The following is a 19,468-nucleotide window of genomic DNA, read 5'->3' on the forward strand; positions in this document are numbered from 1 at the left end:
TAACGATCTCGTCCTGCTTCACGGGGTGGGGGAATTTACGCGCCCATAAGTAGGGGAAGTTGAACTGCCCGCCGGGGTCCTGCGCTCGCGCTCTCAGTATCCAGAGGGCGTCGCGGCTACTGTCGTCATGCGCGAAGACCTCATGATTGCGCTGTCGGCAGACCATCCGCTCGCGAAATCGTCGTCCATCTCGGCGCGTGAGCTGCGCAATGAAGCGTTTATCGTTCCCCAGTTCAGCGAGAGCGAAGGATTGGGAGAGATTCTGGCCAATCTGGGGCGGCGCGGCGGGTTCGACGCGGAGCCGCGGTATCGGGTCGCTGACTTCATTACCGCGCTGTGCATGACGACCGCTGGCTACGGAGTCGTGCTGGTACCGCATTCGATGAAATCACTGGCGCCGGCCGATGTCGCCTTTCGAGCTATCGGTGATTACCGGGACGAAATTGAGCTGGCGCTGGCTTATCGAACGCGCGAAGTTGCGCCGTGCGTCAAGAAGTTTGTGGACGCCACCATCGCCCGATACCCAAGGCAATCGAGTTCGCGTCGTCGATAAAGGTCTACGGCTGATCGCGCTCGAGCGCCTCGAGGAAGCTCTCTGTGAGAGCCATCTGGCCGCCCGTGCGCGTCAGCCGCAGGATTTCAGACGAGAACGGGTTGCGCTCGAGAGGGATGAACACTGCTCGCTGGGATTGAGTCCGCGCAAGCGCCTGAGGCACGAGCGCCACGCCCATCCCGAACTCAACCATCGTGACCACCGTCTGCCAGAGACGGGCCTCATGCCTGATTTTTGGGCTGAAGCCGGCCTCGACGCATGTAGCGATGATTTGGTCGTGGTAATGCGGTGAGACAGCGCGAGGAAAAAGTATGAAGGGTTCATTCTGCAAGTTGCGCAGGTCGATGCGCTTCTCCCTGGCGAACTTATGATTGACCGGCAGGCAACACAGAAAGGCCTCGGACATCCATAGCCGCGTCTCAATCTCCGCCGGATAGTGGCCCCAGTGGGCGAACCCTAAATCAATCTGCAACTGCTGAAGTGCTCGAATCTGCTCGGCCGTGTTCATTTCCTTGAGAACAATCTCAACGGCCGGGTGCTCGACCTCGAAGCGTTCAACCGCTTCGGGCAAACCCCGATAGAGCATCGAATTCACAAAGCCGATCCGCAGGCGGCCCGCCACCCCGTGCGCGGACCGGGTCGTCACCTTGGCCACCTCGTCAGCCTGCTGCAATAGCCGTTGAGCCTCCCCGAGAAGGACATGTCCAGCGTTGGTCAGCGCGACCGACTTGCTGCTGCGCTCAAGGAGTTGCACGCCCAACTGTTCCTCGAAGCGCTTGATATCGAAGCTCAGCGCGGGTTGCGAGATGAACAGCCGGCGCGCCGCGCGCCCGAAATGCAGCTCTTCGGCAACCGCAACGAAATATCTGAGTTGTCTGAGTTCCATCGGTCGCCGCCCCTCAACGATAAAGACATGTTATCACACATGCCATCGATTGTATTGGACGGTTATCGAAGCGACTCGTAACCTGCATTTGACGAGGGCGGCGAATCGACGCGCCGCAGAGCAAACCAGGAGACAATCAATGGCCGACCAACGGCAAGAGCCGGCGACTTCAAACATCCCTGACAGTCGCGGCATCAATTTCTTTACCAGCGACCCATCGTTCGGACCGTTGCTCAGGAGCTTCCTGGGTGAGACCACGTACTACGCCATCAAAGACCGCCTGGTCGACCTGGGTGAGCGCGCTTCAGACGAGCTCGATGTTTGGGCCACGAATGCGGACCACAATCCTCCGGTATTGATACAGCGGACCCGGCGCGGTGAAGCGCTCCAGCGCATCGAAAAGCATCCGGACTACGTCGCGCTCGAACGCGTTGCATACAGCGAGCTCGGGCTTGCTTCGATGAGCCATCGAAGCGACGCTCCGCCGCCGCTTGTGAAATACGCGCTGACGTTCCTCTTTGTGCAAGCCGAGTTCGGCCTTTGCTGCCCTGTGAGCATGACCGATTCACTCACTCGCACGCTCCGGAAGTTCGGCTCCAGGGAACTGGTCGACCGCTACCTGCCGATGCTCGCCTCGCAGGACTTCGACACGCTCTTTCAAGGTGCGATGTTCATGACGGAGCAAGCTGCCGGCTCCGATACGGGCCGCACCGTGACGCGCGCCACGCGAAGCGTCGACGCGAACGGCAAAGAAATCTGGAAGCTGACTGGCGACAAGTGGTTCTGTTCCAACGCGGACGCCGACCTCGCAATGGTCCTGGCTCGCCCCGATGACGCGCCTGAAGGCATCAAGGGCCTCGCGCTATTCCTGCTGCCGAAGGTGCTCGAAGACGGAACGCGCAACGCGTATCACATCGTCCGATTGAAGGACAAACTCGGCAGCCGTTCGATGGCCAGCGGGGAAATCGTTCTTGAAGGCGCCGAAGCCTACCTCATCGGGGAGGTCGGACGCGGCTTCCACCAGATGGCCGACATGATCAACATGTCGCGCCTCTCGAATGGCGTGCGTGCGGCGGGGTTGATGCGTCGCGCGCTCACCGAAGCACTTCACGTCGCGCGCAATCGCTCGGCATTCGGTCGCAAACTCATCGAGATGCCGCTCATGCAACGGCAGTTGATGAAGATGATGCTGCCGGCCGAACAGGCTCGTTCGATGTTCATGCAGATTGCGACGCTGCTTCCGAAGGCAGACCGTGGAGAGGCGCTCGCAGCCAGGTGCGTCCGCATCCTCACCCCGCTGGTGAAATTCCGCGCCTGCCGTGACGCCAGAAAAGCGACGGGTGACGCGATGGAGGTTCGCGGTGGCGTTGGTTACATCGAAGAATGGGCCGACCCGCGGCTCGTGCGCGATTCCCATCTCGGCTCGATTTGGGAGGGAACGAGCAACATCGTTGCGCTCGACGTGGCGCGTGCAACGCGCCGTGAAGGCGCCCTCGAATCACTCGGGCAGTATCTCAATGCGCAGCTAGACGATGCGGCGCTGCCCCAGGAGTCGCTCGAATTGTTGCGTGACGTCTTCAGGCGGGCGAGCGCCGCGCTCGACAGCGTCGCCGAGTGCGGCCGTGATGAAAGCGTGCGTGAGGCGGCAAGCGCCGTCTATAACGCAACGACGGCCATCTTCATGGCGACAGAAGCAGCTCGCGTCGGGAATGACTTCCGTCGGCTGGCGCTCGCTCACCTCATCGTCAAGCACAAGCTCATCCCGCGCGACCCGTTGTCTCCCGCGAATGTAAGTGCCGATGCAGACGTGCTTCGCAAGCTCGTCGACGAAGCACCGATGACGCTCGAGGAAGCAATGTCGCTCAAGCCCGTGAGCATGGAGACCGTGCGATGAGTGCAAATCGGGTTACAGGCGCACTTCAGGGCCTTCGCGTCATCGATTTGAGCCGCGTGCTCGGCGGCCCATACTGCACACAGGCGTTGGCGGACCATGGTGCGCAAGTCATCAAGCTCGAACCGCCCGGCGGCGATGAAACCCGCGGCTGGGGCCCGCCGTTTGTCGGCGAGACCGCATCGTACTTCGTGGGCGTCAATCGCAACAAGCAGGGCATTTGCGTCGACCTGTCTTGCGAAGAAGGCCGCAACATCCTCTGGCAACTGCTCGAAGGCGCGGATGTACTCGTCGAGAATTTCAAGCCCGGAACGCTTGAACGTTGGGGGATGGATTATGCCCGGCTCTCCAAGCGATTCCCGAAGCTGATTCATTGTGCGATTTCGGGTTTCGGGCCCGATGGTCCGCTCGGTGGGCTGCCCGGTTACGATGCAGCAATTCAGGCGATGGCAGGGTTGATGAGCGTGAACGGCGAGTCCGACGGGCCTGCGCTGCGCGTCGGCCTGCCGGTCGTCGATATGGTGACGGGGCTCAATGCGCTGGCCGGTATTCTTCTCGCTCTTGCTGAGCGGGAGAAGAGCGGCCGCGGTCAGTCGCTCGATATCGCGCTGTACGACAGCGGAATCTCGCTTCTCCATCCGCATCTGCCGAACTATTTCGGCAACGGGCGCACACCACAGCGTAGCGGCAACGCCCATCCGAATATCACGCCTTACGACAGCTATCGAACCGCGACCGCTCCTATCTTCCTTGCGGTCGGCAACGACCGTCAATTCGCGAAGCTGGTCAGCTACCTGAATGCGCCGGAGCTCGCACAAGACGCGCGCTTTGTCGACAACAAGAGCCGCTGCGCTCATCGTGGCGAGCTCAAAGAGGTGCTGGAAGGCTTGATGCAATCGCTCGATTGCGAGTCGCTCGCGACGGAACTGATTCGTGGTGGTGTGCCATGTGGCCCGGTCCATACCGTCGATGCCGTAGCCAATCACCCGCACACGCTTCACCGCGAGCTGATTGTCGAAATCGGCGCATATCGCGGCACCGGTACGCCGATCAAGTTGTCCCGGACGCCGGCCACCTATCGCACTGCGCCGCCTGCGCTGGGTGGAGACACACGCGCGGTGCTCGATGAGCTCGGAATCGACGATGCGACACAACAGCGCCTATTCGAGGCCGGAGTATTGAAAGGCTGACGTCCAGCAATAACCAGGCATTCGAACCGAACCGGCGACCCAGACCGGAAATCTTCAGGAGACAATCGATGCAAACCACCGTGCAAGGAAGTCCGACGCGCCAGCCCGGTCGCGCCGCTTTCGCCGCCTTTGTCGGCACCACCATTGAATGGTACGACTTCTATATCTACGCGACGGCTTCGGCGCTTGTATTTGGCAAGCTGTTCTTCCCTCAGGGCGACCCGTTCTACAGTACGCTCGCTTCGTTCGGCACCTTTGCAGTAGGGTTCTTCGCACGACCATTTGGCGGACTGGTCTTCGGTCATCTGGGCGACCGAATTGGTAGAAAGAAGGCGCTAGTCGCGACGCTCGCTATCATGGGCATCGGCACGGTGGGTATTGGTTTCCTTCCCACCTATGCTTCAGCCGGTGCGCTTGCTCCCGTGCTGCTTGTACTGTTGCGGGTGGCGCAGGGCATTGCGATTGGCGGCGAATGGGGTGGCGCAGTCCTGATGGCGGGCGAACATGCGCCTAAGGCGAAGCGCACGTTCCTGGCGTCATTCGCGCAACTGGGCAGCCCGGCCGGTCTGATTCTCGCGCTGCTCGCGTTCCGTACGATCGGGCATATGCCGAAAGAACAGTTGATGGACTGGGGTTGGCGCATCCCGTTTCTGCTCAGCGCGGTCCTGCTGATTGTCGGCATCTTCATCCGCTCCGGCGTCTCTGAGTCGCCCGAATTCGCTGCGGCCGCCGAGCGCGCTAAACCCGCGCGTCTTCCCATCGTTGACGTGCTGAACAATGCGTGGGGTACGGTGCTCCTCTGCCTTGGCGCGAATGTGATCGGTGTCGCGGGCGCATGGTTCTGCAACACCTTCATGCTGAGCTTCACGACTGAAACGCTTGGAATCAGCCGTGCGCTCATGCTCGACTGTCTCTTCATCGTCGCTTTCGTCCATTTCTTCAACCAGCTCTTCTCGGGCTGGCTCGCACAGCGTGTCGGAGCAAGAAAGTTCCTCGCGTGGGCCGCGGGCTTGGCCATGCTTTCCCCGTATCCGATGTTCATCCTGGTATCGACGGGCAAGCCCCTCGCCATCGTGGTCGGAATTGCGATTGCCGTGATCTGCATGTCGGGCTCGTACGCGGTGATGGCCGGACTGATGACCGATGCCTTTGATGTGCGCTACCGCTACTCGGCCATCTCGCTGTCGTATCAGTCGTGTGCCGCGCTGGCGGGAGGCCTGACCCCGCTCATCGGAACGGTGCTCGCCCATGCCTGGCCCGGCCAGTGGTGGCCGCTGGCAGTTTTCTACAGTGCGCTTGCAGCGGTGTCGTTGCTCTGTTTGCTCGGTCTGCAGACAAGAAAATCAGACGCCCGCTCGCCCGCTACGGTCGTGTTGAGAGAGTGGCAGTAGCTGGATCGGCGGTCAGTCCGAGAGCCCGTGCCCGCTGACGCCTCCTTCGAATCCAGAACAGGACCGCCCGGGCATAGGCGTTGAAAGGAATGCGTGCACCTCCACAACGCGCTTCCTTGAGAAGGTCTGTCGAGATGAACCATTTGAAAACTTTGATAACCGTCTTGGCAGTTGCATTGCCGGCAATATCAGCTATCGCCGAAGGCGTGCAGGAAGCGTCCGCTGAACGACTCATATCAGACCCGGCTAGAAGTGACAGCAGCGGACGGGCTCTGTCACGAGGCGACAGTCCGAAAGGCGGACCAGCGGACGCGTTCGGCCACATTTTCATTCACGCCTGAGCGAGTTGGCTGGTTTGTGAGACGTGATGCAACTGTCATTGACGAACTCTGGGCTCAAGCTGATCGAACAGTTGGTTGAGCGGCACGCTTTGGATGAGGCATCCATACAAGTGAGCGAACGGTTTACCTTCCAGTCAACAGTCGCATGTGCTTTCTTATTCGCTGCTGGTCCGGCGCAATTCCGGTGAAAAGGCGGAATTGCTCGGCGGCTTGGGAGAAAAACATACGGCCAGATGCCGAGCAAGCGCGGATGTCACGCTCAGGCGACGGTTTGCATCGCGAGTTCTTCGGGCTTGATGCTGGCGATCGGGTGAAGGATCGAACTGTCGAATATGCGGGGTTCGCGTTGGCTTTCGAGCAGTTTGGGCAGGTCGGGATTCGCCAGCGCGCCGCGACCGACTGTCACCAGATCCGCCCCGGAAGCCAGTGCGTTTTTGATGCGCTCAGCCGTGTGCAAGCCGCCGTTTGCGATGAGCGTCACCTTGGGCGCATAACGGCGTGCCAGTGATACAAGGCTATCACGCGAGCCTTCGAATGCTGGCTGCCAGGCCTCGAACTCCGTGACGTGAAGGAAGTCGATGCCTGCATCGGCAAGTGTGCCAAAGATCACCTCGGCATCCGCCTCGCCACCCGACCACTTCGAATCGAAATCGTTGACCTTGCCTTGTGAGATTCGGATGCCTACGGGCACGGCATCTCCAATGTTGAGCCTGACAGCCTTCACAACATCGGCGAGCAACTGCACACGAGCCTTGGTGTCGCCGCCCCAACGGTCAGTCCGGCGATTAGTGCCCGCCGTCAAGAACTGGTCGAGGAGATATCCGTTCGCGCCGTGAATTTCCACGCCCTTAAAGCCGGCGATATTCACAGCACGTCGCGCTGCGTCGACGAAGCCTTGGAGGGCCTCGTCGATCTCGGCGTTCGTCATCGGTTTTGGCTCGGCATAGAGCCCCTGTCCGAAGTAGAACTTCATCTGTTCGCCCTTGGGGCGGACGGCCGACGGTCCCACGGTATGGCTTCGATACACGTTGCCTTGACTCAATGCCCCGGCATGCATGAGTTGCGCGAACACAGGGGTTCCATATGCCTGCATCTCGCGATTGAACGTCGACCATGCTTTGGCCTGCACGTCGTCGGCCAGGCCTGGTTGAAACCGGTATCCTTGCGAGAACGCCTTGTCGATGTAAATGCCTTCGGTCGTTACCAGCCCGAAGCCACCCTTTGCGAAGCGCTTGTAGTAGTCGAACATGGTTTGGGTCGGGTGTCCGTATTCCGTAGCCGTGATACGCGTCATTGGCGCGACGGCGATGCGGTTGCGTACTGCGATGCCGTTGTGGTTATACGGGGAAAGGAGGGGAGAGATTGCGTCGTTCATTTCGCTGCTCGTCTCGTAAAGAAGGTGACTGCATGGTAGGCCTCGCGAGCAGCACGAAACAGAGGTCGGCGCGTGAAGCCGCCGTAACACTTTTGGATATAAACCATGTTCCTCCCCGACGTTCGGACGTTCCTGGCCGTTGCCTCGGCAGGAAGCTTGTCAGCGGCGGCGCGTCAGTTGAACGTGGTGCCCATGCAGGTGTCCCGGCGCATCGCTGCGCTCGAAGAAGACCTCGGTGTGCGCCTCTTTCATCGGACCACGCGCGCCCTGACCTTGACTGCAGAAGGCGAGGTGTTTGTCGCGTATGCGAGGGCGATGGTGGATGCAGAAGCGGCCGCGCGCGCTGAACTGAGCCCTTCGTCGGGCACTGCATCTGGCGTGTTGCGTATCACTGCACCGAGTGGCTTCGGACAATCCGTTGTGTTGCCGATGCTTCCGGAACTGCTCAACGCCAATCCGGACCTTCGTATCGACCTCGACCTGTCAGACCGCCAGGTCGATATCGTAGGGCAGGGGCTGGATCTCGCGTTGCGCATTGCTCCCTTGGAAGATTCGGAACTCGTGGCCAGAAAGATTGCTCCGAATCCACGCCTTATTTGCGCTTCGCCGGAGTATCTAAAAAGGTACGGACGGCCTGCGACGGCGGCAGAACTCGACCAGCATCGCTGTATCAAGCTTGATTCGGTGGGAAGATGGCCGCTCGTCGTAGACGGCAAGCTGATACGCAGGCGCATCGAAGGGTACATCACCACGAGCAGTGTGGAGGCGGCACGCACGGCTGCTGCGCAAGGGCTCGGGCTCGCGATGTTGAGCTACTGGGACGTCTTCAGGCAGTTGGCTGACGACTCGCTCGTTCGGGTTCAACTGGACGACGCCGCGATGGAAGAACTATCGGTGTGGGCGGTCATTCCCAGCCGGCGATACGTGCCGAATCGGGTGAAAGTTTTCCTCGGTGCGCTTCAGAAGCACCTCTCGGATCTGGCGGAAAAGGGCGACCAACGGTGCCGAGATCAGACGCCGGCGTCTCGCGCTCCCGAATGAGCGCGCATGGGGGTTAGAAAGCTGTCTGCTCTGCCGCGAAGCCGGGAAGGGGCCCAGTTTCTTCGCCGACTCATTTTCTGTGGATGAGGGACCGGATTGCGAACTGCGAGATGAGACACTGGATGCGTACAGTCGGCCACTTGCAGCCGTTCATTTGCCCCGCACACCCGCTATTCGAACGGCTGGTCAACTGCCGATGCCCGACGTTGGACCCTGTCAGAGCAAGCGTAAGCGCGCCGTAATTTCCCCGTCAAAACTCGGCGCGGGGCTGCGGCTGGTGCAATCGACGGACGTGATCGCCGCGGACCGCGATCTCGCGAGGACGCTGCAATATGAGGAAGGCGCGCGGTCTCTGCGCATTTCGAGCATGCGCATCCACGGAGGAAAAAGCCGCGTGCTGGCCGGATGGAGGACGTGTACATCGCCCCGGACTATGCCGACGTGGCGGATATCGCACGCGAACAACCCGACCGGCCGATCAGCGCCTTGATGGTTACGGCTACATGCCGAACGTCCAGCAACGCATAAAAAAGGCGGCGCTATCAAGCGCCGCCCATTACCAAGAGCGCGGAGCGCTGTCAGAAACGTTACCGCACCTTGCCCGCCTTCCAGGCCGACAGCAGTTGCTCATACTTCACTGTTTCGCCCTTCGGTTTTTCGTTGGCGAGCCGCTTCCACGGCGCGTGCTGGTCGGACAGCCACTTGGACGGATCGCTTTGCGCATTGAGCTCCGGCGCGCAAACCTTCATCCCGGCCCGCTGCAAACGGGACAACACCTGGTCCATTTCCTTCGCGAGGTTGTCCATTGCAGCCTGCGGAGTTTTTTCACCGGCGACAGCGGTGCCGACGTTCTTCCACCAGAGCTGCGCCATCTTCGGATAGTCGGGCACGTTGGTGCCGGTCGGCGTCCACGCGACGCGCGCCGGGCTGCGATAGAACTCGATCAAGCCGCCGTACTTGTCCGCGTTTTTGGTGAAGTAGTCGCTATGAATGTCGGAGTCGCGAATGAACGTGAGACCGACAATCGACTTCTTGAGCGACACGCTCTTCGAGGTCACGAACTGCGCGTACAGCCACGCGGCGGCCCGCTGATTCGGCGGCGTCGACTTGAAGAACGTCCACGAGCCGACGTCCTGATATCCGTTTTGCATGCCGTCTTTCCAGTAAGCGCCGTGCGGGGACGGCGCCATGCGCCACTTCGGCGTGCCGTCCGCATTCGTGACGTTGCCCGGCTTGAGCATCGACGCCGTGAACGCGGTGTACCAGAACACCTGTTGCGCGATCCGGCCTTGCGCGGGCACAGGGCCAGCCTCGCTGAAGGTCATGCCCGACGCTTCTGGCGGCGCGTATTTCTTGAGCCAGTCGATGTATTTGGTCGTCGCGTAGACTGCTGCCGGGCTGTTGGTGCCGCCGCCGCGCGACACCGACGCGCCTACCGGATGACAGCCGTCAGGCGTCACGCGAATGCCCCATTCATCGACGGGCATGCCGTTCGGGATCCCTTTGTCGGCTTCGCCCGCCATCGAAAGCCATGCATCCGTGAAGCGCCAGCCGAGCGATGGGTCTTTCTTGCCGTAATCCATATGCCCGTAGACCTTCTCTCCGTCGATGTTTTTCACATCGTTCGTAAAGAATTCGGCGATGTCCTCATACGCGGACCAGTTGACCGGCACGCCGAGATCGTAGCCGTATTTCGCCTTGAACTTGTCCTGAAGATCCTTGCGTGCGAACCAGTCCGCGCGAAACCAGTAAAGATTCGCGAACTGTTGGTCGGGAAGCTGATAGAGCTTTTTGTCAGGCGCGGTCGTGAAACTCGTGCCGATAAAGTCCTTCAGGTCAAGACCGGGGTTGGTAAATTCCTTACCTTCGCCCGCCATGTAATCGGATAGCGGAACGATCACGCCATAGCGATAGTGCGTGCCGATCAGGTCCGAGTCTGAGATCCAGCCGTCGTAAATGCTTTGCCCGGATTGCATCGAGGTCTGCAATTTCTCGACGACGTCACCTTCCTGAATGATGTCGTGCTTCACCTGAATGCCGGTTATTTCACTAAACGCGGCGGCAAGCGTTTTGGATTCGTAGGTATGCGTGTCGATGGTTTCCGACACGACATGAATCTCCTTGACGCCTTGCGATTTGAGTTTCGCCGCGGTGTCGATGAACCATTTCATCTCGTCCATCTGCTGCTGCTTCGAAAGCGTGCTTGGTTGAAACTCGCTGTCCACCCATTTCTGCGCCTCAGGCGTGCCCGCCCGAGCCTGATCCGCGAAGGCGCCTGACACGATGCTTGCCAATGCCAGCGCGACGATCCGTCTCCTCTGATGCATGGTCTTCTCCTGTGTCTTCCGTGCCCCTTCGACTTTGTCGGCGCCCGCTGGGGGCATCAGCGGAACCGGCAGTTGCCAGGCTTCATTGCATGCGTTTGCTTTCTAGCCCTTCCACATGATCGCGAGCACGACCAGCACCGAGGCTGTGAAACCCGGCCAGGAACTCGAGCCCTCGGCGCTGATTGCGAGCCACGCGAGATTGACATACGCGGCAGTCAACAGGCCGATGAACAGGCGATCACCGCGAGTCGTCGCGATAGGCAGAAAGCCCTTGCGTTCATGAGTGGGCGAGCGCAGTTCCCATACCGTCATGCCGCCCAGCATGACGGCTATGCAGGCGAAGAAGATCGCCACCTCAGGAGTCCAGTACATCCAGGTGAACATCACACCCTCCCCATCGCGAAGCCCTTCGCGATGTAGTTGCGCACGAAGTAGATCACCAGCGCGCCGGGAACGATAGTCAGCACGCCCGCCGCCGACAGCACGCCCCAGTCCATACCGGCCGCGGACACGGTCCGCGTCATCACGGCAGCGATAGGTTTCGCGTTGACCGAAGTCAGCGTGCGCGCGAGCAGCAGTTCGACCCAGCTGAACATGAAGCAGAAAAAAGCGGTGACGCCGACTCCCGACTTGATGAGCGGCAGGAAGATCTTCACGAAGAAAGCGGGAAACGTATAACCGTCTATGTACGCGGTTTCGTCTATTTCTCGCGAGACGCCCGACATAAAGCCTTCGAGAATCCACACGGCAAGGGGCACGTTGAACAGCATGTGCGCAAGTGCGACGGCAATGTACGTGTCGGTCAGACCGACACTCGAATAGAGCTGGAAAAACGGCAGCAAAAATACGGCGGGCGGCGTCATGCGGTTGGTGAGCAGCCAGAAGAACATGTGCTTGTCGCCGAGAAAGCGATATCGTGAGAACGCGTACGCGGCAGGCAGCGCGACCAGCACCGACATCACCGTGTTCATCAGCACGTAGATGATCGAATTGATGTAGCCCCAGTACCACGAAGGATCAGTGAAGATCACCTTGTAGTTCTCGAACGTCACGTGCTGCGGCAGCGTGGCGAACGTCGACATGGTTTCCTCGTTCGTGCGCAGGGAGATCGATAACATCCAGTAAAGCGGAATCAGCGCGAACAGCATATAGACGACGAGCATCAACGTCCGCATCCAGCGGCGCTTATCCGGCATGGTCGTCTCCTTGCGCGGCCGGTCCACCTTTGCCCACGCGGCTCATCCAGTTGTAGAGAATGAAGCACAGCAGCAGAATGATCAGGAAATAGATCAGCGAGAAAGCCGCAGCCGGGCCAAGATCGAACTGACCGACCGCTTTTTGAGTCAGATACTGACTGAGGAATGTCGTGGAGTCGCCGGGACCGCCGCCTGTCAGCACGAACGGCTCGGTGTAGATCATGAAGCTGTCCATGAAGCGCAGCAGCACGGCGATCATCAGCACGCCGCGCATCTTCGGCAATTCGATGTAGCGGAATACCGCAAAGCGGCTTGCGCCGTCTATTTCCGCGGCCTGATAGAAGGCGTCCGGAATCGCGCGCAAGCCCGCATAGCACAGCAGCGCGACGAGCGGGGTCCAGTGCCAGATGTCCATCACCAGCACGGTGATCCATGCAGCAGTGGGACTCGCCGTGTAGTTGTAGTCGAAGCCAAGACGATTGAGCCAGTAGCCGAGCAGTCCGATATCCGGGCGCCCGAAGATCTGCCAGATCGTGCCCACCACGTTCCACGGAATCAGCAACGGCATGGCAAGCACGATGAGTGTGGCCGATGCGCGCCATCCCGAAGCCGGCATCGAAAGTGCGAGTCCCACGCCCAATGGAATCTCGAACAGCAGAACGCACGCGGAGAAAATGACCTGTCTGCCGAGCGCTTCGCGCAAATCCGGATCGGTCATGATGTTGCGAAACCACTCTGTACCGACGAACACATGCTGCGTCGGGCCGATGATGTCCTGCACCGAATAGTTGACCACTGTCATCAACGGCAGGATCGCGGAGAACGCGACGCAGATGAACACCGGAATGACCAGCAACCATGCCTTCTGATTGACGGGTTTGTTCATCGCGCGGCCCCTTCGAAGATGCGCGTTTCGATTCTTTCGTCGTTGCAGAAGTACACGGTTTCCGGCGCAACGAGATGCAGCCAGGCAGGTCCGTCGACAATCCGCAAATGCGGTTCGAGCCTCGCATTGAAAACATGGCCGTCGCATTGCAAGGTAACCAGTTGATAGTTGCCGAGCTGCTGCGCGCGCAGCACCCGCGCGTCCACCGCGCCGGCTCCTCCTTCCTGCGAGAGGCGGACGAACTCCGGGCGAATCCCCAGTTTGAGCGCGCCGTTTGTCTGCTGATGCGCGCCCCGTAGCGTCGCAAGCGTGCCGGCGTCGAGCGGCAGGCGCTGCGAACCGATTTTTGCGCCGTCGGCGTCGAGCTCGATCGGACAAAGGTTCATGCCCGGACTGCCGATGAAGTAGCCAACGAAAGCGTGATCCGGCCGCAGAAAAAGCGCATCGGCTCCCCCCTTCTGAACGACGCGGCCATTTGTCATGACCACGACTTCGTCGGCGAAAGTCAGCGCTTCTACCTGATCGTGCGTCACGTAGATAAGCGTGAGCTTGAGTTGCTGGTGGATCTTCTTCAACTCGCGGCGCAGCATCCACTTCATCGCGGGGTCGATCACAGTCAGCGGTTCGTCAAAGAGGATCGCCGCGACGTCCCGGCGCACGAGGCCGCGCCCAAGCGAGATCTTCTGCTTGGCGTCGGCGGCCAGATTGCTCGCCTTGAGCGGCAGGTCGCGCGTCATATCGAGAATATCCGCGACTTCGTGCACGCGCTTCGTGACTTCGGCGACTGACAACTTGCGATTTCGCAGCGGAAACGCGAGGTTATCGAACACGGTCATCGTGTCGTAGACCACGGGGAACTGGAACACCTGGGCGATGTTGCGCTGACGTGCGCCGAGCGCCGTCACGTCGCGCCCGTCGAACAAAACCGTTCCCTCCGACGGCTTGACGAGCCCCGAAACGATATTCAGCAGCGTGGTCTTGCCGCAACCCGATGGACCGAGCAAAGCATACGCGCCGCCGTCATCCCAGACCATGCTCATGGGTTGAAGCGCGTAGTCGTCGACCGTCGCGGGGCCCGGTCTGTACGCGTGTGCGAGGTTTCTAAACTCGATGCACGCCATGAGCCGCCTCCGGGCTGGACACCAGTTGGGCCTCTGCGCCGAACACAAACAGTTCTCGAGGGTCGATGAAAACGTCGAGCTGCGTGCCGAGCTCGATCTGATGCACGCCCTGCAACTGCGCAACCAGGTTGACCGCGCCGGTCAGCGTGCGTAAGTGCAGGTACGTTTCGGAGCCACTCAGTTCAGCGAGTTCGAGCCGGCACGGAACGGCGATTGCATGAGAGGCCTTCGCCTGAAGACGCAGATGCCCCGGCCGGATGCCGATGCGGCATGCGCCGTTCACGGCAGGACCGTGCTGGACCGGAACCTCCACGCCGATCGGCAGACGCGCGCGGCCGTTGCCGCAGTCGCTCGTCAGCATGTTCATCGGAGGGTCGTTGAAAACGGCCGCGGCCGCGACGTTGACCGGCGCGTTATAGACATCGAGAGTGGGACCGAACTGCAGAACCTGGCCTTTATCGACGATCGCCGTATAGCCGCCCAGCAGTAACGCTTCGAGAGGCTCGGTAGTCGCGTAGACGACGGTGGTGTTGCCGTCAGCGAAAAGCGTAGCCAGTTCCATGCGCAATTCCTCGCGCAGTTTGTAATCGAGATTGACGAGCGGCTCGTCGAGCAGCACCAGCGACGTACGCTTCACGAGTGCACGCGCGAGGGCGCACCGCTGCTGTTGGCCGCCTGACAGTTCGCCTGGCCGCCGCTCCAGCAAATGATCGATATGCAGTTTGGCTGCGACTTCCCGCACACGCCGGCGGATTTCAGCAGGGTCGGTCTTTTGCAGGCGCAAGGGCGAGGCGATGTTTTCGAAAACCGTCATCGCCGGGTAGTTGATGAACTGCTGATAGACCATCGCGAGATTACGCTGGCGCACGCTGACGCCTGTCACGTTCTGGCCGTCGACGAGCACTCGGCCGTCGTTCGGCCTGTCCAGACCCGCCATCACGCGCATCAGCGTGGTTTTACCGGCCTGCGTGGGTCCGAGAAGCACATTGATGGCGCCTGGGACGAGGCGCAAATCCACGCCGTACAAATACGGTTGCCCGCCAGAAACGACACTGACTCGCTCCAGTTCCAGGACCAAATCGCTCTCCTTTGCGGCGTGCGCGACGCCAGTCGCAGAGGCGGCGCTTTAAGGTGGCGTCAATTGGGTTTCACATGGATTACGTGCTGCAGTCAAAATGTCCCTTTTGTTGGTTTGCGTTTAAATCGGGGTAAACCTTACGACAGGGTGAAACGGAGAACATGGTCGGCGGGGCGGGGAAGATCGACATGAGATAGATTGGTGCAGCGGTTGGCGCAAGACCGTTTTTGCGCGTCATCGTACGGGTGGCGCGCTATTCATCTCGATCCTGACGAGCGAGTTGCTGAGGCCAATCGCTCGCACGCAGGGATCGGCAGTGACGTAAAGCTCCACGTCGTTGGTCGCATCATTGAGGTTGTGCGTGTGCAACATGAAGCACACAGCGGGTAGTTGGGCGCGTCATTTACACGATTATTCTCGGAAGTTGTGGACAAGTGACGGATCAACGCGCGCCGGATGTCTCCGCTTGAACGGAACAGGCACCCCCGCGTAGCCTTACGAAAGTATCAAATTCTCTCGGGCCACTAGCGGACTTTCAAACTTTTCCCGTGTTTGTCGAAAGTCCGCCCGTTCGGCTGATTCCGCCTCGGTTATCCAGCGAAGAGATCCGAACCCCGGTACGACAAGATTGCGTCGAGGGCTGCCACGCCTTGTCCCTGCGGACGAACGGCCAATGGATTGATCTCCGGCTCGTCGATGTGCGCAGCGTGATGCCCGACGAATTCGCTCAGCTTCACCAGTGTGTCGACGAGCGCGTCGATGTCGCAAGCCGGTTGCCCTCGATGACCTTTGAGCAACTCATAGCATCGCGTTTCGGCGATCATCTGCCGCGCGGAGGCAGAGCTGAGGGGCAACATGCGGCGACTCACGTCCTTGAATAGCTCGATGCTGACGCCTCCGAGGCCGAACGTGCAAACGCGGCCGCGGCGTCTGCTTCAGAGGTGACGTTCAGGCGTACTCCGCCGATATCGGTCTTGTGCAAAATCTTCGCGCTGGAGATTTTCATGACGGCTTTGCCGTTGCCGACGCGTGTGAACGCCTGCGCGGCCTCGCTGGCGCTCCTCACCACTTCGCCGCGCGGCACGGTAATTCCGGCTTCTTCGAGGAGCGCTTTCGTTTTTGCCTCCGACAGATTCACTGTCTGCTGCGCGGCCCCCGCCGCACACGACGGACTCCAGTTCGGGTCGAAACCCGCGCGCCAGCGGCCATGCTCCATGAAACGCCTGATCGCCAGAAGGGTGCTGCTGATCGCGCGCATGGGCATCAGTCCGCCATCGATCATCTTGCGATGGCCCTCACCGGTGCGATCGCTCATCCATATCGGCACGATCGGCGTGTCGACTTCGGCCTGAACGCGGACCATGCTTTCGCCCAGCATCGTTGTAGTCTTGCCGTACTCGACAGTGAATCGGCACCAGCACGATGTCCGTGTTCGTATCGCTCGCGGCGGCCTTCAATTGTCGTATAGGATAGCGAACTATCGACGAGCACTTCCGCCGTGACGTCGACCGGATTATCGATCGCGGCGTAGTCGGGAAGGGCGGCGCGCAATTGCGAAAGCGTGTCACCCGTGAAGGTGGCGAGCTCGAGGCTGGCAGTGCCCACCATGTCGGAAGCGAGCGCGGCGGTTCGGCCCGAAAAACTGTACACGGCGAGCCGCTCGCGGCCGGTCGGCGTGGCGCGCGACAGCAGGGATGCAACGTCGATCAGCTCGTCGATATCGTCCGCTTCGACGATCCCCAGTTCGCGAAACACCGCGCTGTTGATCTCGGCCGAGCCTGCGATCGCGGCGGTATGCGATTGGGCGGCCTTCGCGCCATACTCCGATTTGCCGACCTTGAGCGCGACGATCGGCTTGCCGCGCTTCGCCGCGTGAAGTGCCGCCGCGACGAAGCGCGGGCCGTTGCGCACGCCTTCGAGCGTCGTCACGATCACCTTGATGTCCGGCGCGTCCGCCATGTAGTAGATGAGGTCGCCGACTTCGAGGTCGGCCTCGGTGACGGGTCGCGTCGACGACATGATCATCAGCGGTGGCGAAAACGGATGCCCGGCCTTTGCTCCATGCAGCGACCGGAAACCCGGATCAGAGCGCTGAACTCTACGCAAAGACGTTTTGCGAATTGACATAGACAGTACCTTCCTCGCGGCGTGAGACCGCTGACTTTTGCGACCGTCCACTCCAGAGAATCCGCATTTACCCTCTCCAGTCACGCCATAATTTTGATGTACGCTAGCCGCATATTTAGAACATGCTTCGCGTGAGGTTCGGCGGCAGCGGTGATGGTCGTCGCCTCGCGGACGCGATGAACCTGAGAGCAGATGAAGAAAAGCTCCTCCCTGAGACCGGGGCGCGGACGCGTTTGCGCGCTCGGAAATGTCGACAGCGAGATCGACCATCTCGAGCGAGTTCTCGCGGGGGAAGGGGCCGATTCCTTGTTCGGGCGCACATACTGGCGCAGCCGCGTCATCGAAGTGCAAGAGACACCGGGGCTGGTTCCCCGACAGCGTGAACGACTGGAGCGATTGTTATCGCGCTTTGCCGATAACCCGGATAGCATCGGCTGAGCAAGCGCGATGTCACTTCTATCGCGTTGCCAGGCCGCCCGATGTCTTCGTGTTTGCGTCGCACGCGGTGCCGTGAAAACTGGTTGCCGGCGGGTTGAGCGGCGGAAAGACGAACATGAAGTTCGTCGCGTCGCTGCTGGTCGCTGCCATCGCATACACGTAGCCTGTCGAACTGATGACCGGCGCCGAACGTCCGCCGCCATGCCACTTCAGCGCCGCGACGGGCTGCAATGTCGCGATATCGAGCGTGGTCAAAGCGCCCGCGGTCGCGACGTACACGAGGTTGCACGATGCGGCAGCCGCGACGATCGACTCGCCTGGCAGATCGACATGGTTGCTCAGCACGTTGCCCGCGGAGAAACCTGCGAGCCCGCCTTTATGCTCGACGGCGATCAACCGGCCGTCGGGCAGACGAGTCGGCACGGCCGCGACGACGCCGAGATTGCCCGTGGAATCGGCCACAGGCGTGAAGTTCGGCCCGGCAAACGTGAGCCGGTTCGATTTTTCGCCGTTCGCGGCCACGACCGTATGACCATCGGGCAGGACGAGCGGGCCCGACGAGGCGACGCGATTCGCGTCATGCACGCGAAACCGTTCGGTGAATCCCTGCGCGGGATCGAACGTATAACCGACCAGATCCTGCCTCGCATCCGAAACCATCACGGTCGGCGTCTCGCCTTTGTCGCTCTGCCAGATGGCGACGTTGGATAGCGGCCACGTCGTATCGTCGGGCAGGCATACGGCGAAGTTCGTGCACGTCGGCGGCTCCGACGGAACGTCGAATCCCCAGGGAGGTAACAGGTCGAGCAGGTCGTGCCAGCTCGCGCCGCCCGACACGGTGCCGGGCGTGGGCTCCATGACGAGCGTATCGCCCAGCACGGCGCCGCTGGTGGCGAACGCGATCAGGCGTAGCGAGGTATAGACCGATGTGGAATAGACCGCCGGGACGATGATCGCCTCGACGCCGTTGCTGCTCCATATGTTAGGCGGCGCGTTGGCATCGCCGCGACTGCTGTATTTGGTCTCGCCCCAGCGCTGCGGGAAGGGCGCCTGATACAGCCATCCGCCGCTTGCCGAGAACTTGTGCAGCGTGGATTCGTAGCGATAGAGACTCGTCTCACCCACAACGAGCATGCGCGTTTCCGCGACCACATAGACGGAGCCGTCCGCACCGACCACGGGCGAGGACGTCACCCATTGTCCGGCAGGCAACTGGCGGCTCCAGGCCGGCGAGCCATCGGCGTGAAACGCGAGCACCTGTCCGTTTAGATTGCCGATATAGACCGTCCCGTCGGGGCCGACGACCGGCCCCGCGCCTGAAGCGAGCGGGCCGATCGTCGCGGCACGTACGGTCTTCGTCGCCGGGGCTGTGACGACCTTGGCGAAACCGGTGTTCGCCGCGTCGGCGTGCGGATATCGCCACTCGGCATGGCCGAGATTCGCAGTCGCCGCGAGCGCGGCGGCGCACAGTACGGGTTTGATGTTCATCGCGACTCCCTGGATGACTCGCCGTTTCGGAGGAGAGCGATGATTTGCGTTTGAGCACTCAGCAAGAAGGCATCGGCCATCTCCGTGACGGATCAAATGCACGGATCGCGCCAATGATGGATCGTATCTGCGGGGTCGC

The 19,468-nt window shown here is 60.8% G+C and carries 17 protein-coding genes and 1 pseudogene; 6 read left to right on the forward strand and 12 right to left on the reverse strand.

Annotation, left to right across the window (positions count from 1 at the left end):
- Window positions 1-79: 79 nt before the first annotated feature.
- Complete coding sequence (locus tag AWB74_RS32015; protein ID WP_268811218.1) at window positions 80-553, forward strand: LysR family substrate-binding domain-containing protein; 474 nt, start codon at window positions 80-82, stop codon at window positions 551-553.
- A gap of 4 nt (window positions 554-557) precedes the next feature.
- Here AWB74_RS32015 and AWB74_RS32020 read toward each other — a convergent pair whose 3' ends face one another.
- Entirely contained in the window at window positions 558-1,439 is an 882-nt protein-coding gene (locus tag AWB74_RS32020) for a LysR family transcriptional regulator (protein ID WP_061150629.1), read from the reverse strand.
- Between the two features lie 139 nt (window positions 1,440-1,578).
- On the opposite strand from AWB74_RS32020, the gene AWB74_RS32025 reads away from it, so the two are divergent.
- From AWB74_RS32025 to AWB74_RS32035, 3 genes are all read left to right on the forward strand, one after another.
- A complete protein-coding gene (locus tag AWB74_RS32025; protein WP_061150630.1) occupies window positions 1,579-3,333 on the forward strand; it encodes an acyl-CoA dehydrogenase family protein in 1,755 nt (584 codons plus the stop codon).
- Entirely contained in the window at window positions 3,330-4,520 is a 1,191-nt protein-coding gene (locus AWB74_RS32030) for a CaiB/BaiF CoA transferase family protein (protein WP_061150631.1), read from the forward strand. The genes AWB74_RS32025 and AWB74_RS32030 overlap by 4 nt, the downstream gene beginning before the upstream one ends.
- Before the next feature lie 68 nt (window positions 4,521-4,588).
- Complete coding sequence (locus tag AWB74_RS32035; RefSeq protein ID WP_061150632.1) at window positions 4,589-5,911, forward strand: MFS transporter; 1,323 nt, start codon at window positions 4,589-4,591, stop codon at window positions 5,909-5,911.
- 464 nt (window positions 5,912-6,375) lie between these two features.
- Here the strand turns inward: AWB74_RS32035 and AWB74_RS48700 are convergent, their stop codons facing one another.
- Complete coding sequence (locus AWB74_RS48700; RefSeq protein ID WP_160110336.1) at window positions 6,376-6,477, reverse strand: hypothetical protein; 102 nt, start codon at window positions 6,475-6,477, stop codon at window positions 6,376-6,378.
- A 34-nt stretch (window positions 6,478-6,511) separates the two neighbouring features.
- Entirely contained in the window at window positions 6,512-7,627 is a 1,116-nt protein-coding gene (locus AWB74_RS32040) for an NADH:flavin oxidoreductase (protein WP_061150633.1), read from the reverse strand.
- 105 nt (window positions 7,628-7,732) lie between these two features.
- Here AWB74_RS32040 and AWB74_RS32045 point away from each other — a divergent pair, with 105 nt between their 5' ends.
- Window positions 7,733-8,668 carry a LysR family transcriptional regulator gene (locus AWB74_RS32045; RefSeq protein WP_061150634.1) on the forward strand — a complete coding sequence of 312 codons (936 nt, stop codon included), beginning with the start codon at window positions 7,733-7,735 and terminating at the stop codon, window positions 8,666-8,668.
- A 587-nt stretch (window positions 8,669-9,255) separates the two neighbouring features.
- Here the strand turns inward: AWB74_RS32045 and AWB74_RS32055 are convergent.
- The 8 genes and pseudogenes from AWB74_RS32055 to AWB74_RS47485 form a co-directional block, all read right to left on the reverse strand.
- On the reverse strand, window positions 9,256-10,995 hold the full coding sequence (locus AWB74_RS32055) for an ABC transporter substrate-binding protein (RefSeq protein WP_061150635.1): 1,740 nt from the start codon (window positions 10,993-10,995) through the stop codon (window positions 9,256-9,258).
- A 102-nt stretch (window positions 10,996-11,097) separates the two neighbouring features.
- Entirely contained in the window at window positions 11,098-11,379 is a 282-nt protein-coding gene (locus tag AWB74_RS32060) for a DUF2160 domain-containing protein (protein ID WP_061150636.1), read from the reverse strand.
- Window positions 11,379-12,191, reverse strand: coding sequence for a carbohydrate ABC transporter permease (locus AWB74_RS32065; RefSeq protein WP_061150691.1), 813 nt, complete (start codon window positions 12,189-12,191; stop codon window positions 11,379-11,381). The genes AWB74_RS32060 and AWB74_RS32065 overlap by 1 nt, the downstream gene beginning before the upstream one ends.
- Entirely contained in the window at window positions 12,181-13,077 is an 897-nt protein-coding gene (locus tag AWB74_RS32070; RefSeq protein ID WP_061150637.1) for a carbohydrate ABC transporter permease, read from the reverse strand. The genes AWB74_RS32065 and AWB74_RS32070 overlap by 11 nt, the downstream gene beginning before the upstream one ends.
- Entirely contained in the window at window positions 13,074-14,198 is a 1,125-nt protein-coding gene (locus tag AWB74_RS32075) for an ABC transporter ATP-binding protein (RefSeq protein ID WP_061150638.1), read from the reverse strand. Before AWB74_RS32075 ends, AWB74_RS32070 begins: the two co-directional genes overlap by 4 nt.
- A complete protein-coding gene (locus tag AWB74_RS32080; protein WP_061150639.1) occupies window positions 14,179-15,276 on the reverse strand; it encodes an ABC transporter ATP-binding protein in 1,098 nt (365 codons plus the stop codon). Before AWB74_RS32080 ends, AWB74_RS32075 begins: the two co-directional genes overlap by 20 nt.
- A gap of 590 nt (window positions 15,277-15,866) precedes the next feature.
- Window positions 15,867-16,654 (reverse strand): annotated as a pseudogene (locus AWB74_RS47480) (acetate--CoA ligase family protein).
- Window positions 16,588-17,295, reverse strand: coding sequence for a hypothetical protein (locus AWB74_RS47485; RefSeq protein WP_235024761.1), 708 nt, complete (start codon window positions 17,293-17,295; stop codon window positions 16,588-16,590). Before AWB74_RS47485 ends, AWB74_RS47480 begins: the two are co-directional and overlap by 67 nt.
- Window positions 17,296-17,595: 300 nt before the next feature.
- Here AWB74_RS47485 and AWB74_RS32090 point away from each other — a divergent pair, with 300 nt between their 5' ends.
- Window positions 17,596-17,841: a hypothetical protein gene (locus AWB74_RS32090; RefSeq protein ID WP_087039321.1), complete on the forward strand. Its 246-nt coding sequence runs from the start codon at window positions 17,596-17,598 to the stop codon at window positions 17,839-17,841.
- Window positions 17,842-17,859: 18 nt separating this feature from the next.
- Here the strand turns inward: AWB74_RS32090 and AWB74_RS32095 are convergent, their stop codons facing one another.
- On the reverse strand, window positions 17,860-19,329 hold the full coding sequence (locus AWB74_RS32095; protein ID WP_061150644.1) for an outer membrane protein assembly factor BamB family protein: 1,470 nt from the start codon (window positions 19,327-19,329) through the stop codon (window positions 17,860-17,862).
- Between the last annotated feature and the right edge of the window lie 139 nt (window positions 19,330-19,468).

It is taken from the genome of Caballeronia arvi (genome assembly GCF_001544695.2).
In the GTDB taxonomy this organism is placed as follows: Bacteria; Pseudomonadota; Gammaproteobacteria; order Burkholderiales; family Burkholderiaceae; genus Caballeronia; species Caballeronia arvi.

Coding starts and splice junctions, on each gene's coding strand:
- AWB74_RS32060 (WP_061150636.1), bottom strand. CDS start 11,379: ATGTTCACCTGGATGTACTGGACTCCTGAGGTGGCGATCTTCTTCGCC.
- AWB74_RS32095 (WP_061150644.1), bottom strand. CDS start 19,329: ATGAACATCAAACCCGTACTGTGCGCCGCCGCGCTCGCGGCGACTGCG.
- AWB74_RS32065 (WP_061150691.1), bottom strand. CDS start 12,191: ATGCCGGATAAGCGCCGCTGGATGCGGACGTTGATGCTCGTCGTCTAT.
- AWB74_RS47485 (WP_235024761.1), bottom strand. CDS start 17,295: ATGTCGTCGACGCGACCCGTCACCGAGGCCGACCTCGAAGTCGGCGAC.
- AWB74_RS32090 (WP_087039321.1), top strand. CDS start 17,596: ATGAAGAAAAGCTCCTCCCTGAGACCGGGGCGCGGACGCGTTTGCGCG.
- AWB74_RS32025 (WP_061150630.1), top strand. CDS start 1,579: ATGGCCGACCAACGGCAAGAGCCGGCGACTTCAAACATCCCTGACAGT.
- AWB74_RS32030 (WP_061150631.1), top strand. CDS start 3,330: ATGAGTGCAAATCGGGTTACAGGCGCACTTCAGGGCCTTCGCGTCATC.
- AWB74_RS32040 (WP_061150633.1), bottom strand. CDS start 7,627: ATGAACGACGCAATCTCTCCCCTCCTTTCCCCGTATAACCACAACGGC.
- AWB74_RS32070 (WP_061150637.1), bottom strand. CDS start 13,077: ATGAACAAACCCGTCAATCAGAAGGCATGGTTGCTGGTCATTCCGGTG.
- AWB74_RS32075 (WP_061150638.1), bottom strand. CDS start 14,198: ATGGCGTGCATCGAGTTTAGAAACCTCGCACACGCGTACAGACCGGGC.
- AWB74_RS32020 (WP_061150629.1), bottom strand. CDS start 1,439: ATGGAACTCAGACAACTCAGATATTTCGTTGCGGTTGCCGAAGAGCTG.
- AWB74_RS32055 (WP_061150635.1), bottom strand. CDS start 10,995: ATGCATCAGAGGAGACGGATCGTCGCGCTGGCATTGGCAAGCATCGTG.
- AWB74_RS48700 (WP_160110336.1), bottom strand. CDS start 6,477: ATGTTTTTCTCCCAAGCCGCCGAGCAATTCCGCCTTTTCACCGGAATT.
- AWB74_RS32045 (WP_061150634.1), top strand. CDS start 7,733: ATGTTCCTCCCCGACGTTCGGACGTTCCTGGCCGTTGCCTCGGCAGGA.
- AWB74_RS32035 (WP_061150632.1), top strand. CDS start 4,589: ATGCAAACCACCGTGCAAGGAAGTCCGACGCGCCAGCCCGGTCGCGCC.